The sequence below is a fragment of the Luteimonas sp. FCS-9 genome (genome assembly GCF_001014645.1).
Classification (GTDB): domain Bacteria; phylum Pseudomonadota; class Gammaproteobacteria; order Xanthomonadales; family Xanthomonadaceae; genus Luteimonas.
In genome coordinates, this window is the sequence record NZ_LASZ01000001.1 from 249,385 (window position 1) to 267,876 (window position 18,492).

An 18,492-nucleotide genomic window follows, 5' to 3' on the forward strand; every position below is an offset into this window, starting at 1 on the left:
GGGATGGCGCGGCGCGGGCGGTCAGGGCTGCGCGGGCGCGTCGCCGGGGGCCTGGCGCACGGCGCGGGGCTCGACCGGGAAGCTCGGCAGCACGTCGCTGGCCGGCGCCTCGCTGCGCGCCCAGGACGGCGCGTCGAAGCCGCCGCCGTAGCGCACCGAGAAACGCGCATCCGGCGCGAGGGCGCCGGCCTTCGGCCATGGCCGCGCGACCGAGGGCGCGGCCGGCAGCCCGGCGTCCGACGCGGCGGCCGCGAACGCGGCCTCGACCTGCGCCGTGGCGGTCGCCGGTTGCGCCGGCGCCTCGGCGACCGGCGTCGCCGCCGCCACCTGCACCGGTGCCGGATCGCGCGCGCGCCGTACCGCAGGGGTCCGCGCGTCGCGTCCGGCCTGGCTGCGCCTGGGCACCTCGGCGATCGCGATCGCCGCCATGCCCGCCGCCGCGGCTGCCTGCGCCGGTGCGGCCGGCTCGTGCGTCGCGAACGCCGAGGCGTCGGCCGCGGCATCGGTGGCCAGCGGCTCGCCGCTCAGCGCCACCGCGGGCAGCGGCGCCACGATCTTCTCGCCCGCGCCCGGCACGCCGCCGGGCCGGCCGACGAACAGCGCGGCGAGCGCGACCGACGCCGCCAGTGCGGCGCCACCGCCGCCCCAGCGCAGCAGGCGCGGACGGCGTCCGGCCGCGACCGGCGCGACGGCGACGCCATCATCGGCGATGCCGCGGGCGACGCGGTCGGCGAAATCGGGCGGCAGCAGCGAGACGTGGCGGCCGCGCAGCACGTCGCCGCAGACCTGCCAGCGCTCGAAGCACGCCGACAGCTCGGCGTCGTGCTGCAGGCGGCGGCGCAGGAACCGCGCCTGGTCCTGCGGCAGCGCGTCGTCGAGCATCGCCGACAGTTGCTGGCGGTGGTACAGCTCGAGCTTGTCCGGGTCCGGACCGAGCTGCAGGGCATCGATGTCGTCGGAAGGGCTCATCGGGTCACGCGCTCCACTTGTCTCTCGTTGTCCATCAGGGGCCTGAGCTCGCGATCGATCGCATCGCGCGCCCGGAAGATCCGCGAACGCACCGTGCCGATCGGACATCCCATGCGCTCGGCGATCTCGTCGTAGCTCAGGCCGTCGACCTCGCGCAGGTTGATCGCCATGCGCAGTTCCTCGGGCAGGGCTTCGACCGCACGCACCACCGTTTGTTCCAGCTGTTGGCGCATCAGTTCACGTTCCGGCGTGTCGCCGTCGCGCAGGCGGATCGCCGAGTCGAAGTGCTCGGCATCGTCGACGTCGACGTCGTCGGTGGGCGGCCGCCGGTTGTGCGCCACCAGGTGGTTCTTGGCGGTGTTGACGGCGATGCGGTGCAGCCAGGTATAGAACTGCGCGTCGCCGCGGAAGCTGGCGATCGCGCGATAGGCGCGGATGAAGGTCTCCTGCGCCACGTCCTGGCATTCGCTCCAGTCCGGCACGTAGCGCCCGATCAGCGCCGCGATGCGGTGCTGGTACTTGCGCACCAGCAGGTCGAATGCCGCGGTGTCGCCGCGCTGCACCCGCTTGACCAGTTCCTCGTCCAGAGTTCCGTACTCCCGGCTGTCGCGTTGCTCGGCCATCGGCCGGACCTCCTTCGTGGCCCGGCCTGGCACGGGCAATGAGACAGGCGGTCGCGCGAAAAGTTCCGTCACGACGGGTGTGGCATCGTCGCCGCACCGTGGATGCATTCCTTGGGGCCGCGACCGGCGTTCCGCAAGCCGGCGCCCGGACCACCCCGCCACCGGCGGCGATTTGACGGCGCGGAACCGACCTCGGGATCATAGGCGGATTCCCATACTCCGAAGAATGGTGCCGTATGTTCGCAGGCCTCGACGGGCTTCGCTTCAGCCACTGGCAAGCGCAATCGCGCGACGACGGTGTCCTCGTGCTGGCGTTCGACCGCGCCGGCGAATCGGTCAACACGTTCGCCCAGGACGTGCTGATCGAGCTCGACACGCTGCTCGAACGCCTCGCGCTCGACCCGCCCAAGGCGCTGGTGATCCGCTCGGCCAAGGACAAGGGCTTCATCGCCGGCGCCGACATCCGTGAGTTCCAGGCGTTCGACGCCAAGGGCACGATCGGCGATTCGATCCGCCGCGGGCAGGCGACCTTCCAGCGCCTGGCCGAGCTGCCCTGCCCGACGGTCGCCGCGATCCACGGCTTCTGCATGGGCGGCGGCACCGAGATCGCGCTGGCCTGCGACTACCGCGTCGCCAGCAGCGACCCGTCGACGAAGATCGGCCTGCCCGAGGTCAAGCTGGGCATCTATCCGGGCTGGGGCGGCAGCGTGCGCCTGCCGCGGCTGGTCGGTGCGCCGGCCGCGTTCGACATGATGCTCACCGGGCGCGCGCTGCCCGCCAAGGCCGCGCGCGGCATCGGCCTGGTCGACAAGGTCGTCGAGCCGGCGCTGCTGGTGGACGCGGCCGCGGCGCTCGCGCTCAAGGGGACGACGCGGCCGCTCAAGCAGCGCACGCTGGGCTGGCTCACCAACACCTGGCCGGCGCGGCAGGCACTGGCGCCGGTGCTGCTCAAGCAGGTCGCGCGCAAGGCGAAGAAGAAGCACTACCCCGCGCCCTACGCAATGGTGGAGACCTGGAAGCGCGCCTCGGGCGACACCCGTGCGCTGCTCGACGCCGAGCGCCGCTCGGTGGTCAAGCTCGCCGGCACCTCGACCGCGCGCAACCTCACGCGCGTGTTCTTCCTGATGGAGCGGCTCAAGGGCCTGGGCGGCAAGGCCGGCGCGCAGCAGGCACCGATCCGGCGCGTGCACGTGGTCGGCGCCGGCGTGATGGGCGGCGACATCGCCGCGTGGTCGGCCTACAAGGGGCTGGAGGTCACGCTGCAGGACCGCGAGCAGGCGTTCATCGACAAGGCACAGGCGCGCGCGGCCAAGCTGTTCGAGAAGAAGGTCCGCGACGAGGCCAGGCGCCCCGAGGTCGCCGCGCGGCTGCGCTCGGACCTGGCCGGCGACGGCATCGCCGCGGCGGATCTGGTCATCGAGGCGATCGTCGAGAACGCCGAGGCCAAGCGCGGCCTGTATGCGACGGTCGAACCGAAGCTCGGACCGGAGGCGCTGCTGACGACGAACACCTCGTCGATCCCGCTCGACGAACTGCGCGCCCACGTCCAGCGGCCGGCGCAGTTCGCCGGCCTGCACTACTTCAATCCGGTCGCGTCGATGCCGCTGGTGGAGATCGTCCACCACGACGGCGTCGCCGAGGCAACGATCCAGCGGCTGGCGGCGTTCTGCAAGGCGATCGACAAGCTGCCGGTGCCAGTGGCCGGCACCCCGGGCTTCCTGGTCAACCGGCTTTTGTTCCCGTACATGCTCGAGGCCGCGACCGCATATGCCGAGGGCATCCCGGGGGCAGCGATCGACCGCGCGGCGGTGGATTTCGGCATGCCGATGGGACCGATCGAGCTCATCGACACCGTGGGCCTGGACATCGCCTCGGGCGTGGGCCAGGAACTGGCGCCGTTCCTGGGCCTGCGCATCCCCGAGTCGCTGGCGACGCCGCCGGAGGCGGGCAAGCGCGGCAAGAAGGACGGCCAGGGCCTGTACGCGTGGGAGGACGGCAAGCCGAAGAAGCCCGAGGTGCCGAAGGACTACCGGGCGCCGGAGGACCTGCAGGACCGGCTGGTGCTGCCGCTGCTCAACGAGGCGGTCGCCGCGCTGCACGACGGCGTCGTCGCTGATGCCGACCTGCTCGATGCGGGCGTAATCTTCGGCACCGGCTTCGCGCCGTTCCGCGGCGGTCCGATCCAGTACATCCGCGAGACCGGCGTCGACGTCGTGCTCGAGCGCCTGCGCACGCTGCAGGCGCGCCATGGCGAGCGCTTCGCGCCGCGCCCGGGCTGGGACGGCGCCGCGCTGCGCGCAGGCTGAAGCCGGCCGGGCGACGACGCCCGGCCCCGCGTCACGCGCCGTCGGCCGCCTTCGCGATCGCCGCGGCGCGCTCGGCAAGCAGTTGCACGATCGCCTCGCGCTCGGAGGCCGTCAGGTCGAGCATCTCGAAGGTCTCGCCGAAGAACAGCCCGTCGAACGCGAGCGTGAGCAGCATCGCCTCCGGGAACCGCGCCCCGAGCGGGCGCAGCCGGTCGACGTGCTCGGCGACGAAGCGTCGCGGGCCGTCCATCAGCTCGGGCGTGTTGACCGCCGCGGCGATGAACGAGCGCGTGGCATGGGGTTCGTGGAGCCCGTCCTTGCGTTCGTCGCGGTGCGCCTGCACCAGCGCCTGCAGATAGCCGCCCGGCGTCGCCGGGAATTCCGCCATCGCGTTCTCCAGCGTGCGCCGGTGTTCGTCGAGATGGTGGTCGACCATGCCGCGCAGCAGCGCGTCCTTGCTGGCGAAGTGGTACAGCAGCCCGCCCTTGCTGACGCCGGCCTCGGCCGCCACCGCGTCGAGCGTGAGATGCGCCGCGCCGACCTGCTGGGAGACGACGAGCGCTGCCTCGAGGATGCGTTCGCGGGCGTCGCTGCGTTTGCGGGTCATTACCGGCCAAGGGGTTGACGACGGGCCGCCGAGTCTAGACCATACCGTCCAGCCGGTACAGTTAAGGACTCCAACGTGGTGACCTCCATTCATACGCCGCCTGCGCTGGTCGACAACGCGCGAACCGCGGCGCCCGACGCCTACGCGGCGCTATCGTGGGTCGAGGAATTCGTCGAGCTCGCGCGCCTGGCGATCGACGAGCACGACGACGAGGTCCTGCGCCGCCGCTACGAGGACGAAGTGCTGCGACGCGCGGTCTACCTGCGCGCGGCCGGCCTGTTCGACATCGTGCAGATCCGGCACCCCGCGCTGCGGGCGATGGTCGCCGACGCGCGCTGACGCCCGCGGCGCATCCGCCTACATCGTGTGGGTGGCCTTCTCCGAGCCCAGCGCGCCGGCCAGCAGCGTCTCGATCCGCCCCTTGAGCGCCTCGCCCTCCGGCGTGTCGGCGAACTGCACGCCCACCCCCGCCGCGCGGTTGCCCTGCGCGCCGGCCGGTGTGACCCAGACGACCTTGCCGGCGGTCGGCAGGCGCTCGCCCGATTCGGGCAGCGTCAGCAGCAGGAACACCTCGTCGCCGATGAAGTAGCGCTTGGGGGTGGGCACGAAGATGCCGCCCTGCTTGAGATAGGACATGTAGGCGTTGTACAGCGACGCCTTGTCCTTGATCTGCAACGACAGGATGCCCTGGCGTGCGGCGGCTCCGGTTGCGCTCATCGGTTCGGTTCCCCGGTGAAGGTCATGGACGGGCGACGGCGCCGCGCCAGCCCAGCAGCAGCTCGGCGATCGCCAGGTCGGCGCGGACCGTGGTCCTGAGCAGGTCGCGGGTGCGGTTGGCGGCGTCGAACCACGCCGCGAGCTTCGCGATTCCCGCCGGGTCGGTCAAGGCGGCCGCGCGCGCCAGCGCAAGGTCGGCCGCGTGCCGCAACCGCGCCCCGGCCTGCTCGTCGCCGGCCCAGCGCTGGGCGGTCGCCACCGCCGCCAGTTCGCCCTTGGCCAGGCCCGCCAGGTCGCGGTGCACCTCGCGCCGCAGCGCCATGCCGCCGGCGTCGAGCCAGTCGGCGGCCAGCCCGGGGTGTCCCTTCGCCGCGTCGAGCGCCTCGACCGCATCGGCCTCGGCATGTCCCCGCGCGGTCAGCCAGGCCAGCGCCTCGTCGCGCGGCGGCAGCCGGAACTCGATGCGCTGGCAGCGACTGCGGATCGTCGCCGGCAGCCGCGCGGGATTGGCGGCCACCAGCCACAGGTGGCGGCCGGGCTGCGGTTCCTCGAGCGTCTTGAGCAGCGCGTTGCAGGCCGCATGGTTGATCGCGTCGGCCGGATCGACGATCGCGACCTGCGCCTGCCCGTACTGCGGCGTCAGCGACAGCTTGTCCGACAGCCCGCGGATCTGCTCGATGACGATTTCGGTGCGCAGCTTCGTGCCGTCCTTGGTCGGCACGAACGAGACCGGATGGAAGTCGGGATGGCTGCCGGCCGCCAGCAGCTGCGTGACCCGCGGGTCGCGCGCGGCACCGAGCACGTGCGCGGCCAGCGCATCGGCCACCGCGCGCTTGCCCAGCAGCGCCGGCCCGCAGAACAGCAGCGCATGGCCGAGTCGCTGCGCATCGAGCGTCGCGCGCGTCTGCGCGAAGATCCGCTGCTGCCACGGCGCGAAGCCGCCTGCGTCGACCGCCGCGCTCATGCCGGCACCCGCAGGGTCTGCAGCGCGCGGACCGCGTCGGCCGCGACGACGTCGGCCGTCCGGGTCGCGTCGATCACCCGGAAGCGCGCCGGATGCGCCTGCGCTCGCTGCAGGAACGCTGCGCGCACGCGCTCGAAGAACTCGTCGCGCTCCGACTCGATGCGGTCGGGCCGCGGGTCGCGGCCGCGCGCCCGCGCCCGTCCCTGGGCCACGCCCAGGTCGAGCAGCAGCGTGAGCGCCGGCTCGATGCCGACGTAGTCGCGCTCGAGCCCGGCGATGCGCGCGGCGTCGAGCCCGCGGCCGCCGCCCTGGTAGGCGTAGCTCGAATCGGTGAAGCGGTCGCTAATCACCCAGGCACCGCGCTCGAGCGCCGGCACGATGGTCTCGGCCACGTGCTGGGCGCGCGCGGCGAACACCAGCAGCAGCTCGGTCTGCGCCGACGCCGGCGCGTGTCCCGGGTCGAGCAGCAGGCCGCGGATCATCTCGGCCAGCGGCGTACCGCCGGGCTCGCGCGTGCACACGACCTCGTCGCCGCCGGCCTGCAGCGCCTCGCACAGCGCGCGCAGCACGGTGGTCTTGCCGGCGCCCTCGCCACCCTCGATCGTCACGAAGCGCGGATACGACCGCAATGCGCTCACGGCCCGCCCTCCTCGGCCGTCGCGGCCTCGACCTCGGCCTCGTTCGGCGGCGCGGCCTCGCCGCCGGCCGCGGCCTGCGCCGCGCTGCCCGCGCTCGCATCGCCCCCGCCGAAGCGCGCGCGGTAGCGCCGGACGTACTCGCGCACCGCGGCGTTGTGCTCGGCGTAGCTGCGCGAGAACACGTGACGGCCGCTGCCGTCGCCGACCGCGACGAAGTACAGCGCGTCGCCCGGCGCCGGATGCGTGGCCGCCTCGATCGCGGCCTGTCCGGCCATCGCGATCGGCGTGGGCGGCAGCCCGTCGCGGGTGTAGGTGTTGTAGGGCGTGTCGGTCTGCAGGTCGCGACGCCGGATGTTGCCGTCGTAGGCGGTGCCCATGCCGTAGATCACCGTCGGATCGGTCTGCAGCCGCATGCCCAACTGCAGGCGGCGGTTGAAGACGCCCGAGATTCGCGGCCGCTCCTCGGGCACGCCGGTCTCCTTCTCGATGATCGAGGCCAGCACCAGCGCCTGCTCGCGGTCCTCCAGCGCCAGGCCGGGGTCGCGCGATTCCCAGGCGCGGTCGAGCGCGGCCTCGAGCGCGGCATTGGCCCGGCGCAGCACGTCCAGATCGCTGTCGCCGCGGGTGTAGAGGTAGGTCTCGGGCAGGAAGCGGCCCTCGGGGTGCACCCCCTCAAAGCCGAGCTCGGCCATCAGGCGGGCGTCGTCGAGCTCGGGCAGCCGCTGCGCCAGCAGTTCGGCGCGGGCGAGCGCGGCGCGCAACTCGCGCATGTTCCAGCCTTCGACGATCGTGAAGCGATGGTGGATGACCTTGCCGTCGCGCATGCGCAGCAGCAGCGCGCGCGGCGTGGTCGTGGCATCGAGCGGGTACTCGCCGACCTGGATCCTGGCATCGGCGCCGAGCTGGCGCGCCAGCACGCGCCATTCCAGTTCGTGCCCTTCCACCACGCCGGCCTCGCGCAGCCGGGCGAGCACCCGCTGGAACGAATCGCCGCGCTCGACGGTGAAGGTGCGGCCGTCCCCGGCGCCCGACAGCGGCGTGTCGGCGAAGCCGGCGTAGCGGTCGTAGAGCAGGTAGGCGCCGGCGCCGACCAGCAGGGCGGACAGGACGAACAGCAGGCCGAGGCCGCGCCAGCGGCGTTTCACGGGTGGGGTCATGGGCGGCGGCGGCCGTCGGGTCCGGAACGGGGGACGTCAGGATACCGTGGCGCCGATGCGCGGCGTGACCTGCGCCTGTCCCCGGCCAGCGCCCGCGATCGGCCGCGACGCGTGGCAGGCCGACTTCTGCGATCCTAGCCGGCCCCGCCGCCGGCCCGCCCCCCCGCCATGAAGAAGCGCGTCAAGAGACTCCTGGCCTGGGGCCTGTTCACCCTGCTGGTGATGGCGGTCAGCAGCGTGTTCGTCGCCGACCGGCTGATGCCGCCGGCGACCGGGCTGCCGAGCACGACGCTGCCGCTGTCCGACGACGGCACCGCGCTCGACCGCGAACTGGCGCCGCTGCTCGCACGCCACCCGGGCAAGACCGGCGCGATCATGCTGCCCGACGGCGTCGACGCCTACGCCGCGCGCGCGATCTCCGCGCGGCAGGCCGGGCGCAGCCTCGACCTGCAGTACTACATCTGGCACGACGACCTGACCGGCCGCATGCTGGCCAACGAGGCCTGGGAAGCCGCCGAGCGCGGCGTGCGGGTGCGCATCCTGCTCGACGACGTGGGCATCGGCGACATGGACGCCACGCTGCTGGCGATGGACTCGCACCCCGGCATCGAACTGCGCGTCTACAACCCGTTCCGCAACCGCACCGGGCCGCTGCGCGTACTCGAGATGATCCAGCGCGCCTGGGGCGTCAACCACCGCATGCACAACAAGGCCTGGATCGCCGACGGCCGGGTGGCGGTGGTGGGCGGGCGCAACATCGGCGTGGAGTATTTCAGCGCCGCCGAGGCGTTCAACTTCCACGACCTCGACGTCGTGGTGTTCGGGCCCGCTGTCGCCGACGCCAGTACGATCTTCGACGACTTCTGGAACAGCGAGGCCGCGGTGCCGATCGCGGCGCTGAACCGCAAGCCGCCGCAGACGCTGCGCACGGTGCTCGACCGCATCCACGACGAGGCACGCAGCCCCGAGGCGCGCCGCTTCCTCGATGCGATGGACGTCTCGCCGAGCGTGCGCCGTTACTTCTCGCAGGCGCTCACGCCGATCTGGAGCGAGGGGATCCGGATCCTGTCCGACCCGCCGATCAAGTGGCGCGGCGGCGAGCGCGAGAACTGGCTGGTCGAACACCTCGTCGACGAGATCGGCGCGGCCGGGCGCAGCGCGTTGCTGATCTCGCCGTACTTCGTGCCCGGCGGCGACGGCACCGACGGCTTGGTCGCGCTCGCCGGCCGCGGCGTCCACGTGTCGGTGGTGACCAATTCCCTCGCGGCCAACGACGTGGTCGCCGTGCACGGCGGCTACGCGCGCTACCGCAAGCCGCTGCTCGAAGGCGGCGTGCACCTGTTCGAGACCCGCAGCCAGGCCGAGGCCAAGGCCGCCAGCAGCCTGTTCGGCAGCAGCGGCGCGAGCCTGCACACCAAGGCGGTGCTGATCGACGGCCGGCGGGGCTTCGTGGGCTCGTTCAACCTCGACCCACGCTCGGCCAACCTCAACACCGAGATGGGCGTGCTGTTCGACGACCCGGGCCTGGGCGCGGCGCTGCTCGACGAGTACCTGCACCTCGTCGATCCGGGCATGAGCTACTGGGTGTACCTCGACGGCGAAGACCGGCTGCGCTGGCTCGACCGCGCGCGCGACCCGCCCGCGGCGCTGGACAGCGAGCCCGACGCGACCCGCCTCCAGCGCGCGACGGCGGCGTTGGTGCGCTGGCTGCCGATCGAGTCGCAGCTGTAGGCGCGCAAACACACTCCAGTAGGCGCATGCTCGCGCACGATGGTGCCTCCACCGGGAATGCCTCATCGCGCGCGAGCGCGCTCCTACAGAGGCGATTGGCATTGATGCATCGCAGCATGGATGTCACGCATCTAGCGGCATGCAACCTACTGATCCAGCGAGGCTTTCCTGCGATTGGTTTCGCCTTCAACAAATCCCGGCGCAGGCGCGTAAAATGCCGCGTTCCCGAGACGTGCGGCTCCAGTCGGACGTCCACGGCGGCCTCGCCGGTCACCTCCGCCAGCCCCATGCCGCCTCCAGCCAACCATGCGTCGGGCGATCGCCCGCGACGGAGCACTGAATGATTTTCGAGCACCTCGACACCACCGGTCACGAGCAGATCGTGTTCTGCCACAACAAGGACGTCGGCCTGAAGGCGATCATCGCGATCCACAACACGGTGCTGGGCCCGGCATTGGGCGGCACGCGCATGTGGCCCTACGAATCCGAGCAGGACGCGCTCAACGACGTGCTGCGCCTGTCGCGCGGCATGACCTACAAGAACGCGGTCGCCGGCCTGAACATCGGCGGCGGCAAGGCCGTGATCATCGGCGATCCGGCGACCGACAAGTCCGAGGGCCTGTTCCGCGCCTTCGGCCAGTTCGTCGAGTCGCTCGGCGGCCGCTACATCACCGCCGAGGACGTCGGCATCGACGTCAACGACATGGAGTTCGTCTACCGCGAGACCCAGTACGTCACCGGCGTGCACCAGGTCCACGGCGGTTCGGGCGATCCGTCGCCGTTCACCGCCTACGGCACGCTGCAGGGTCTGCTGGCGTCGTTGAACCGCAAGTTCGGCAACGAGGAAGTCGGCAACTACAGCTACGCGGTCCAGGGCCTGGGCCACGTCGGCATCGAGTTCGTGAAGCTGCTCAAGGAGCGCGGCGCGAAGATCTTCGTCACCGACATCAACAAGGAACGCGTCGAGCGCGCGGTCAGCGAGTACGGTGCCGAGGCCGTGGGCCTGGACGAGATCTACGACGTCGACGCCGACGTCTACTCGCCGTGCGCGCTGGGCGGCACGGTCAATGAGAAGACGCTGCCGCGCCTGAAGGCCAAGATCATCTGCGGCGCGGCCAACAACCAGCTCGCCAACAACGCGATCGGCGACGAGGTCGAGCAGCGCGGCATCCTCTACGCACCCGACTATGCGGTCAACGCCGGCGGCGTGATGAACGTCTCGCTGGAAATCGACGGCTACAACCGCGAGCGCGCGATGCGCATGATGCGCACGATCTACCACAACCTCACGCGCATCTTCGAGATCGCCGAGCGCGACGGCATCCCGACCTACCGGGCCGCCGACCGCCTGGCCGAGGAGCGCATCGAGACGATCGGCAAGCTCAAGCTGCCGCTCGGGCGCGCGGCGCCGCGCTTCCAGGGCCGCGTGCGCGGCGCCTGACGGCGACCGGATCGAGGACGATGGGGCTGCGGCCCCATCGTCGTTTCCGGAGCATGGAAATGCTGCAAACGCACAACCCACCCCGTTGTTCCTTCCCCGCTTTCGCCGCCATCGGCCGCGTCGCGGCCCCGTTCTGACCAGGAGACCAGATGCGCACTTTCCCGCTCGGCGAGGAACTCGACGCGTTGCGCGACGCGGTCCGGCGCTTCGCCCAGGCCGAGATCGCCCCGCGCGCCGAGGCCATCGACCACGAGAACGCGTTCCCGCAGGACCTGTGGCCCAAGCTGGGCGAGCTGGGCCTGCTGGGCATGACGGTGCCGGCCGAGTTCGGCGGCAGCGAGATGGGCTATCTCGCGCACCTGGTGGCGATGGAGGAGATCTCGCGCGCGTCGGGCTCGGTCGGCCTGTCGTACGGCGCGCACTCCAACCTGTGCGTGGCCAATCTCCATGCCAACGGCAGCGACACGCAGCGCCGGACCTACCTGCCCAAGCTGTGCAGCGGCGAGTGGAAGGGCGCGCTGGCGATGAGCGAACCCGGCGCGGGTTCGGACGTGGTCGGCTCGATGCGCTGCAGCGCCGAGCTGCGCGGCGACGTGTGGGCCGCCAACGGCAACAAGATGTGGATCACCAACGGCCCCGAGGCCGATGTGCTGATCGTCTACATGCGCACCGCCGGCAAGGACGCGGGCAGCCGCTGCATGACCGCGTTTCTCGTCGAGAAGGGCATGCCGGGCTTCCGCACCGCGCAGAAGCTCGACAAGCTCGGCATGCGCGGCTCCAACACCTGCGAACTGGTGTTCGAGGACTGCGAGATCCCGGCCGCCAACGTGCTCGGCGAGGTCCACGGCGGCGTCAAGGTGCTGATGCGCGGGCTCAACACCGAACGCCTGGTGCTCAGCGGCGGGCCGATCGGCCTGATGCAGGCCGCGCTCGACATCGCCCTGCCCTACGTGCGCGAGCGCCGACAGTTCGACGCGGCGATCGGCACCTTCGGGATCATGCAGGCCAAGATCGCCGACATGTACACCGCGCTGCAGTCCAGCCGCGCGTTCGCCTACCAGGTCGCACGCGACTTCGACGCCGGCCACGCCTCGCGCATCGACGCCGCCGGGTGCCTGCTGCACGCCTCGGAGGCCGCGGTGCAGGTCGCACTCGAGGCGATCCAGGCACTGGGCGGCAACGGCTACATCAACGAGTACCCGACCGGCCGCATCCTGCGCGACGCGAAACTCTATGCCATCGGCGCGGGCACCAACGAGATCCGCCGCATGCTGATCGGCCGCGAGCTGTTCGACGGCAAGCACTGAGCTGCCACGTCGCGCCCGGGCCTTCACCGCGGCGTCGTCGCACGCCCTTGTAGGAGCGCGCTCGCGCGCGAAGCGTCGTTCCGGGCAAGCCCCTTCGCGCGCAAGCACGCTCCCACGGTTTCGATGCGGCGCATCGGCCCCGTTGGTCTGTGGACTCGCGCGAAGCGGCGCCGGCGACACGCGATTCGGGCACAGCAGGTCCTGTAGGAGCGCGCTCGCGCGCGATCGCCGTTACGGGCCAGCCCCATCGCGCGCAAGCGCGCTCCTACAGGTGTGCGAAGTCCTGCGGCGTCGCCCCCGCCTGTCGACGCGTGCACGATCGGCGCGACGAGGAAAGTCATCGCACGCGAGCGTGTGCCTACACGCGTGATCCGGGCGATACGCGCCTTGTAGGAGCGCTTGCGCGCGAATCGCCGTTCCGCTCAGGGCCCATCCCGAGCGACGTACGCAGCCCGGCGCGGAGCGGGTTGGCGACGATGTACCTCGCCGCCGCGCGCAGATCCTCGTCCCGCCTGATCGCACGGTCTTGGAAGGCCCGCGCCCAGACTGGACCATCGACCAGCCCGGCTTCGTGCAGTTCCCGGCTGACCGCTGCCTTCATCCGCGCGACCACGCGCGCCAGCGGTTCGTGTTCCAACTGGATCAGCCAATGCACGTGATCGGGCATCAGCACCCAGGCGAGAAGCTGGGCATCGCCCATGGCGCGAGGACGCGTGAACGCGGTGCACGCCGACCGCCCCACGTCGAACCCACCGAACCGCACGCATCGTCGCCAAGTCGTCGCCGTGACCAGATAGGCGCCGCCACGGATCGACCGTCGGCCGCGTCGGAGCGCGCGATGTCCAGGGGACGATGGCATGTCGCCATGCTGATGGACGCGTCAGCCGAGCACCATCGGAAACAGCCGCGAAGCGCGGTAGGTGCTGCGGATGCGAGCTTGAATTCTCGCCTCCAACCCGTAGGAGCGCGCTTGCGCGCGATGAGCTTGCCCTGGACCGCCGATTGGTCTGCGACGACACCACAGGAAAGCCCTCGCGCGCAAGCGCGCTCCTACATAGGCGCTGCGATAGCGGGCTTTGAAACTCGTCCCGACCCTGTAGGAGCGCGCTTGCGCGCGGTGGGCTGTGCCGGGCAGCCCATCGCGCGTGACAGGATTGCAGGAACAATCCCTCGCGCGCGCGCGCGCCTACGGGTCGAGGCAGCGCTACCGCATCGCGTCAGAACCCGTACGCATAGCGCAGCGAGAGCATGCGATCGCTGCCGCGCGGGCCGAAGCGCTGGTCCAGGCCCAGGCCGAGCAGCGAGCGGGGCGTCGGGCGGCTGTCGAGGCCGATGCCGAACAGGCCGCCCGAGCGTGCCGGGTCCAGGCCGGCGATCGGCGCCCAGGCCTCGATGCCGGTGAAGCTGGCCTGCAGGTCGAAGCCCGTCGCCGACAGCGTCTGCTGCCATTCGCCGTAGCCGTGCAGCGAGAACGCCGGACCGTCCCAGCGCGCACGCACGCCGGCGACCGCCTGCGTGCGTTCGGCCGACCAGCCCGCGCTGCGCAGGCCGAAGCCGTCGCCACCGAGCTCGTCGAAACCGTCGCTGCGCAGCCGCACCTGCTCGGCGCCCGCGTACGGCCCGAACTCGGCCGCCCCGACCCGCCAGTGGCGCCCGGCCTCGACCGCCGCCTGGGTGTAGTGGCCCGCATAGCGCGTCGAGACGCCCTGCGGCATCGCGCCGACATGGAGCGTGCGTTGCAGGTCGCGGTCGAAGCGGCCGCTGCCCAGCTGCACCATGGCGTAACCGGTGCCGAACGTCCGCGCGAGGTAGGCCTGGGCCTGCGTCTGGCGATCGCGGTTGCGGTCACCGCGCGCCTGCGCGATGCCGTCGCCGCGCAGCTCGCCGAACGCGAAGCCGGCGACCAGCCCGTCGCCGAGCACGTGGTCGCGTCCCAGGCTCCAGCCGGCGACGGTGAAGCTATCGCGCGCGAAGCCACCGCGACCGCCCTGCCCCAGCGTGTCCCGCCACACCCCGGCGCCCGTTCCGTCGGCGGCCAGCGCGCCCACGCGCCCGGCGACCAGGCGGCGGGTCATGTCGACGTTGTCGAACGTCGCCGACAGCGCCGCGGCATGCTGCGCGCCGGACAGGCTGTCGAGCGCCGCGAGCGCGCTCGCCTCGTCGGGCAGGCGCTGGAACGCGCCCGCCGCCCGCACGAATCCGTCGGCAACCGGCGCGCCAGGGCCGTCCTGCGCATCGATGCGCGAGAACGCGCCCTCGACGCGATCGGCCGCGCCCTGCGCCTGCGCGGTGATGCCGGGCAGCGACATCGCGGTCGCGCCGACGTCGAGCCGGGCGATGTCGAGCCACGCCCGGCTGGCGTCGTAGCCGAGCGTGGCGTCCAGGAACACGCCCGTGCCGCGGGTCAGGCTGCCGAAGGTGCCGGTCAGGCCGTCTGCGGCCTGGACCACGGTCTCGCGCGCCGAATGGACATAGCCGCCGACGATGCCGGTCACCTGCAGTTCGCCGGCCAGCGACGCGTTGCCGGTCACCTGCAGCGGCGCGCCGACCTGCCACGCCAGCCGACCGCCCGCGCTCTGCCGGAAATCGCCCGCGATCGTCCGGCTGCCGATATGGCCGGCGACTGCGACCGTGCCGTTGTTGACCAGCGTGCCGCCGACGCGCGCGCCACCGAAGCGCAGCGTCGCGCCGGGCGACACGGTCGCCGCGCCGGGTACCGTGCCTGCGAACGCCAGCGTTCCGCCCTCGGCACGCGTCGCGCCGCGGTAGTCCACGAGCCCGTCCAGCTGCAGCGTGCCGCTGCCACGCTTGACCAGGCCGCCGGCACCGGTGATCGCGTTGCGCCAAGTCGAGGTGCCGGCGAAGTTCACGGTCACGTCGCCCCAGTCGAACTTCGCGGGTCCGCCGACGGCCTTGGCGACGTTCAGCGCGCCGTAGCCGAACACCGGATCGACGCCCGGCGCGCCGAGGTCGGTCGCCGTTCCGAGCAAGGTCTGGCGCACGAGGTCGTTGTCGAAGTACGGGAACGCTTCCCACACCAGCGCCGCGGCGCCCGAGACCAGCGGCGCGGCGAGCGAGGTGCCGCTGTACTTCCAGTACTCGGGCCGGTTGGGCGCGTCGTCGGTGCCGGTGACGACGACGGTGCCCGGCGCGACCAGGCAGTAGCGCATCGCGATGCCGCAGGCGTTGGAGTAGTCGGCCAGCCGCGTGGTGCTGTTCTCGGCCAGCGCCGACACCGTCAGCCAGCCGTGCTCGAGATCGCCGCCGGGCAGGCTGCCGTTGGCGCCGCGTTGGCTCGGCAGCGCGGCCAGGTCCGAGGGATGCGCGTCCTTCGAGTTGCCCGAGGCGAAGACCACCAGGCCGCCGTGGCCGACCACGAATGGCCGGTACTCGGCGGCGATCCGGCGCGCCGCGTCGTCGCCGGTCATGTACAACCCGCCCCAGGAGTTGTTCATGATCCGCACGTCGCGGCGGATCAGCTCGGCGTGGATCGCCTCCACGCCGATCGGGCCATCCACCGGATTGCCGTTGCCCGAGCCGTCGTCGACCGGCGGCTTGTCGGAGATGATGCGTGCCGAGACGATCTCGGCATTGGGCGCCACGCCGCCCGGCCACGTGCCGAACGGGCGCCCGGCCGCGGCCTGCGCGACGGCGGTGCCGTGCCCCACCGCATCGTCGACCGAGAGGTCGTTGTCCCGTCCGACGTAGACCAGGTTCGACACCACGCGGTCGCGCAGCGCCGGATGCTGTCGGTTGACGCCGCTGTCGAGGAACCCGATGCGCACGCCGCGGCCGGTGTAGCCGGCATCGTGCGCCGTCCAGGCGCCGGTGTCGGCGAGGTGGCGGCTGTAGGCCGGATCGGGCCGCTCGACGACCGTGGGCGGCGGATTGGGCGCGATGACCGGCGGCGGATCGGGCAGCAGCAGCCCGCCGCCGGAGCCACCGCCGCCGCAGGCAGCCAGGACGCTCGCCAGTGCACAGGCGAGCAGCGAGCGCGACGCGCCGGCGAGCGGCGCATTCATCGGATCCGTCATCGTGTTCCCTCTTCCATAGGCGATCCCCGCACCCCACGGCACGGTCGGCGTCCCCTGCGCGCTCTTCTATACGCGCAATCGGCGGTACGCGCCATCGGGACGGACGCCAGGGCGCATCGCCGACGCCACGCGTGTCGGTCGGATGCGATAATCGAGCCATCGCACGCAGCGCAACACGGAGTTCCACCCCATGACTGACATCGTCATCGTCGGCGCCAAGCGCACCGCCATCGGCTCCATGCTCGGCCAGTTCACCGGCGTGCCGACGCCGACGCTCGGCGCGACCGCGATCGCCGCCGCACTCGAGCACGCGGGCATCGCGCCCGACCAGGTCGACGAGACCGTCATCGGCTGCGTGCTGCCGGCGGGCCTGGGCCAGGCGCCCGCGCGCCAGGCTTCGCGCGCGGCGGGCATCCCCGACGCCACGGGCTGCGTGACCATCAACAAGGTCTGCGGTTCGGGCATGCAGGCGGTGATGTACGGGCACGACATGATCAAGGCCGGCACCGCGAAGGTCGTGGTCGCCGGCGGCATGGAATCGATGACCAACGCCCCGCACCTGCTGCCCGGCGCGCGCGGCGGCATCCGCTACGGCAGCGCGGAGTTCCTGGACCACATGGCCTGGGACGGGTTGACCAATCCCTACGACGGCAAGTCGATGGGCGTGTTCGGCGACATCGCCAGCGAGAAGTACGGCTTCAGCCGCGAGGATCTCGACGCCTACGCGGTCGAGAGCGCGACCCGCGCCAAGCACGCGATCGCGTCGGGCGCGTTCAAGGACGAGATCGTCCCGGTCGTCGTGAAGACCCGCAAGGGCGAGGCGAGCTTCGACACCGACGAGCAACCCGGCCGGATCCAGCTCGACAAGATTCCCACGCTGCGCGCGGCGTTCGGCAAGGACGGCGTGCTGACCGCGGCGAGCTCGTCGAGCATCTCCGACGGCGCCGCGGCCCTCGTGCTCACGTCCGCCGACGAGGCCTCGGCCCGCGGGCTCGCGCCGCTGGCGCGGATCGTCGCCCATGCGCGCCATTCCCAGGCTCCCGAGTGGTTCACGACCGCGCCGGTGACGGCGATCCGCAACGTCCTCGACAAGGCGGGCTGGAAGGTCGAAGATGTCGACCTGTTCGAGGTCAACGAGGCGTTCGCGAACGTCGCGATGGCGCCGATGAAGGATCTGGGCATCCCGCACGACCGCCTGAACGTGAATGGGGGTGCACTGGCACTCGGCCATCCGATCGGCGCGAGCGGTGCCCGCCTCATCGTGACGCTGGTGCACGCGCTCAAGGCGCGTGGGCTAAGTCGCGGAGTTGCCTCGCTTTGTATTGGCGGCGGTGAAGCGACCGCAATTGCCGTCGAAATGGCGTGAACTTCGGTTAACGTGATTTTTACGAAAAAACCACGAAGCCCCGCTTGACAGCCGTTCGCGGCTTGTCATGATGTTGCCGGCGCGCATTTAGCGCGTTGCCCACACTTTCAGACGAGGAAGACACAATGACGATCAACAAGGCTCTGCTTGCCCTGGCCATGGGTGTTGCGCTGGCTGCCTGCAGCAACGCCGACCAGGCCAACAGCTCGGCCGAAGGCGCTGCCGAGGCCGCTGCCGACGCCCAGGTCGCTTCGGACCAGACGACCGATCCGGCCGTCACCGAGACCGCGCAGACCGCCGCCGACGACGCCGCTGCCGCTGCTGACGCCGCTGCCGAAGCCGCTGCCGACGCTGCCGCTGCCGGCACCGACGCTGCTGCCGAGCACGCTGCGGACGCCGCCGACCACGCAGAGACCAAGGCCGAAGACGCCAAGGACGCTGCGGAAGACGTCGCTCCGTAATTCACGCGATGGCCTTCGCGCCATCGTGCTGAATGCAGAAAGCCGCCGGGTTCGCCCGGCGGCTTTTTTGTTTTTCTCCCAAGTACGTAAAGTGCGCCTCTTCAAATGGGCAGCGGAAGGTCGGCCTTTCGGTAACCGCTTTCGAGTAGAGCCATCGGGCTACCGCCAGGG

The 18,492-nt window shown here is 71.7% G+C and carries 16 protein-coding genes; 7 read left to right on the top strand and 9 right to left on the bottom strand.

The window, feature by feature from the left end:
- Positions 1-21 precede the first annotated feature (21 nt).
- Complete coding sequence (locus WQ56_RS01190; RefSeq protein WP_047135218.1) at positions 22-969, bottom strand: sigma-E factor negative regulatory protein; 948 nt, start codon at positions 967-969, stop codon at positions 22-24.
- Positions 966-1,592, bottom strand: coding sequence for an RNA polymerase sigma factor RpoE (gene rpoE, locus WQ56_RS01195; RefSeq protein WP_047135219.1), 627 nt, complete (start codon positions 1,590-1,592; stop codon positions 966-968). The genes WQ56_RS01190 and rpoE overlap by 4 nt, the downstream gene beginning before the upstream one ends.
- 236 nt (positions 1,593-1,828) lie before the next feature.
- On the opposite strand from rpoE, the gene WQ56_RS01200 reads away from it, so the two are divergent.
- Complete coding sequence (locus WQ56_RS01200; RefSeq protein WP_047135220.1) at positions 1,829-3,898, top strand: 3-hydroxyacyl-CoA dehydrogenase NAD-binding domain-containing protein; 2,070 nt, start codon at positions 1,829-1,831, stop codon at positions 3,896-3,898.
- A gap of 31 nt (positions 3,899-3,929) precedes the next feature.
- On the opposite strand, the gene WQ56_RS01205 is transcribed toward WQ56_RS01200, so the two are convergent.
- Positions 3,930-4,505 (bottom strand): TetR/AcrR family transcriptional regulator, encoded by a 576-nt coding sequence (locus tag WQ56_RS01205; RefSeq protein WP_047135221.1) that lies wholly within the window; start codon positions 4,503-4,505, stop codon positions 3,930-3,932.
- Positions 4,506-4,583: 78 nt separating this feature from the next.
- Here WQ56_RS01205 and WQ56_RS18380 point away from each other — a divergent pair, with 78 nt between their 5' ends.
- Positions 4,584-4,844 (top strand): hypothetical protein, encoded by a 261-nt coding sequence (locus tag WQ56_RS18380; RefSeq protein ID WP_047135222.1) that lies wholly within the window; start codon positions 4,584-4,586, stop codon positions 4,842-4,844.
- A gap of 18 nt (positions 4,845-4,862) precedes the next feature.
- Here WQ56_RS18380 and WQ56_RS01215 read toward each other — a convergent pair whose 3' ends face one another.
- Genes WQ56_RS01215 through mltG form a run of 4 tightly spaced genes read right to left on the bottom strand, consistent with a single transcriptional unit; the run spans position 4,863 to position 7,981 of the window.
- Complete coding sequence (locus WQ56_RS01215) at positions 4,863-5,222, bottom strand: PilZ domain-containing protein (protein WP_047135223.1); 360 nt, start codon at positions 5,220-5,222, stop codon at positions 4,863-4,865.
- A 22-nt stretch (positions 5,223-5,244) separates the two neighbouring features.
- Positions 5,245-6,186: a DNA polymerase III subunit delta' gene (locus WQ56_RS01220; protein WP_047135224.1), complete on the bottom strand. Its 942-nt coding sequence runs from the start codon at positions 6,184-6,186 to the stop codon at positions 5,245-5,247.
- A complete protein-coding gene (gene tmk / locus WQ56_RS01225) occupies positions 6,183-6,824 on the bottom strand; it encodes a dTMP kinase (protein ID WP_047135225.1) in 642 nt (213 codons plus the stop codon). Before tmk ends, WQ56_RS01220 begins: the two co-directional genes overlap by 4 nt.
- Positions 6,821-7,981 (bottom strand): endolytic transglycosylase MltG, encoded by a 1,161-nt coding sequence (gene mltG, locus WQ56_RS01230; protein ID WP_082132114.1) that lies wholly within the window; start codon positions 7,979-7,981, stop codon positions 6,821-6,823. The genes tmk and mltG overlap by 4 nt, the downstream gene beginning before the upstream one ends.
- 168 nt (positions 7,982-8,149) lie before the next feature.
- Between mltG and WQ56_RS01235 the strand changes: the two genes are divergently transcribed.
- The 3 genes from WQ56_RS01235 (at position 8,150) to WQ56_RS01245 (ending at position 12,460) form a co-directional block, all read left to right on the top strand.
- A complete protein-coding gene (locus WQ56_RS01235) occupies positions 8,150-9,712 on the top strand; it encodes a phospholipase D family protein (RefSeq protein ID WP_047135226.1) in 1,563 nt (520 codons plus the stop codon).
- Positions 9,713-10,052: 340 nt separating this feature from the next.
- A complete protein-coding gene (locus WQ56_RS01240; RefSeq protein ID WP_047135227.1) occupies positions 10,053-11,153 on the top strand; it encodes a Glu/Leu/Phe/Val dehydrogenase dimerization domain-containing protein in 1,101 nt (366 codons plus the stop codon).
- Positions 11,154-11,302: 149 nt separating this feature from the next.
- On the top strand, positions 11,303-12,460 hold the full coding sequence (locus WQ56_RS01245) for an acyl-CoA dehydrogenase family protein (protein ID WP_047135228.1): 1,158 nt from the start codon (positions 11,303-11,305) through the stop codon (positions 12,458-12,460).
- A 358-nt stretch (positions 12,461-12,818) separates the two neighbouring features.
- Here the strand turns inward: WQ56_RS01245 and WQ56_RS01250 are convergent, their stop codons facing one another.
- A complete protein-coding gene (locus WQ56_RS01250) occupies positions 12,819-13,223 on the bottom strand; it encodes a transposase (RefSeq protein ID WP_343123201.1) in 405 nt (134 codons plus the stop codon).
- Positions 13,224-13,677: 454 nt separating this feature from the next.
- Positions 13,678-16,494, bottom strand: coding sequence for an autotransporter serine protease (locus tag WQ56_RS01255; protein ID WP_231583313.1), 2,817 nt, complete (start codon positions 16,492-16,494; stop codon positions 13,678-13,680).
- A gap of 190 nt (positions 16,495-16,684) precedes the next feature.
- Here WQ56_RS01255 and WQ56_RS01260 point away from each other — a divergent pair, with 190 nt between their 5' ends.
- Together WQ56_RS01260 and WQ56_RS01265 are read left to right on the top strand one after the other, a co-directional pair.
- A complete protein-coding gene (locus WQ56_RS01260; protein ID WP_047135229.1) occupies positions 16,685-17,860 on the top strand; it encodes an acetyl-CoA C-acyltransferase in 1,176 nt (391 codons plus the stop codon).
- Between the two features lie 125 nt (positions 17,861-17,985).
- On the top strand, positions 17,986-18,321 hold the full coding sequence (locus WQ56_RS01265) for a hypothetical protein (RefSeq protein WP_047135230.1): 336 nt from the start codon (positions 17,986-17,988) through the stop codon (positions 18,319-18,321).
- The last annotated feature ends 171 nt before the right edge of the window (positions 18,322-18,492 follow it).

Bases quoted from the DNA above. Each gene is read 5' to 3' on its own strand.
- rpoE (WP_047135219.1), bottom strand. From the start codon at position 1,592: ATGGCCGAGCAACGCGACAGCCGGGAGTACGGAACTCTGGACGAGGAA.
- WQ56_RS01215 (WP_047135223.1), bottom strand. From the start codon at position 5,222: ATGAGCGCAACCGGAGCCGCCGCACGCCAGGGCATCCTGTCGTTGCAG.
- WQ56_RS01200 (WP_047135220.1), top strand. From the start codon at position 1,829: ATGTTCGCAGGCCTCGACGGGCTTCGCTTCAGCCACTGGCAAGCGCAA.
- WQ56_RS01265 (WP_047135230.1), top strand. From the start codon at position 17,986: ATGACGATCAACAAGGCTCTGCTTGCCCTGGCCATGGGTGTTGCGCTG.
- WQ56_RS01255 (WP_231583313.1), bottom strand. From the start codon at position 16,494: ATGACGGATCCGATGAATGCGCCGCTCGCCGGCGCGTCGCGCTCGCTG.
- WQ56_RS01205 (WP_047135221.1), bottom strand. From the start codon at position 4,505: ATGACCCGCAAACGCAGCGACGCCCGCGAACGCATCCTCGAGGCAGCG.
- WQ56_RS01245 (WP_047135228.1), top strand. From the start codon at position 11,303: ATGCGCACTTTCCCGCTCGGCGAGGAACTCGACGCGTTGCGCGACGCG.
- WQ56_RS01190 (WP_047135218.1), bottom strand. From the start codon at position 969: ATGAGCCCTTCCGACGACATCGATGCCCTGCAGCTCGGTCCGGACCCG.
- WQ56_RS01240 (WP_047135227.1), top strand. From the start codon at position 10,053: ATGATTTTCGAGCACCTCGACACCACCGGTCACGAGCAGATCGTGTTC.
- mltG (WP_082132114.1), bottom strand. From the start codon at position 7,981: ATGACCCCACCCGTGAAACGCCGCTGGCGCGGCCTCGGCCTGCTGTTC.
- WQ56_RS01235 (WP_047135226.1), top strand. From the start codon at position 8,150: ATGAAGAAGCGCGTCAAGAGACTCCTGGCCTGGGGCCTGTTCACCCTG.
- WQ56_RS01260 (WP_047135229.1), top strand. From the start codon at position 16,685: ATGACTGACATCGTCATCGTCGGCGCCAAGCGCACCGCCATCGGCTCC.
- WQ56_RS01220 (WP_047135224.1), bottom strand. From the start codon at position 6,186: ATGAGCGCGGCGGTCGACGCAGGCGGCTTCGCGCCGTGGCAGCAGCGG.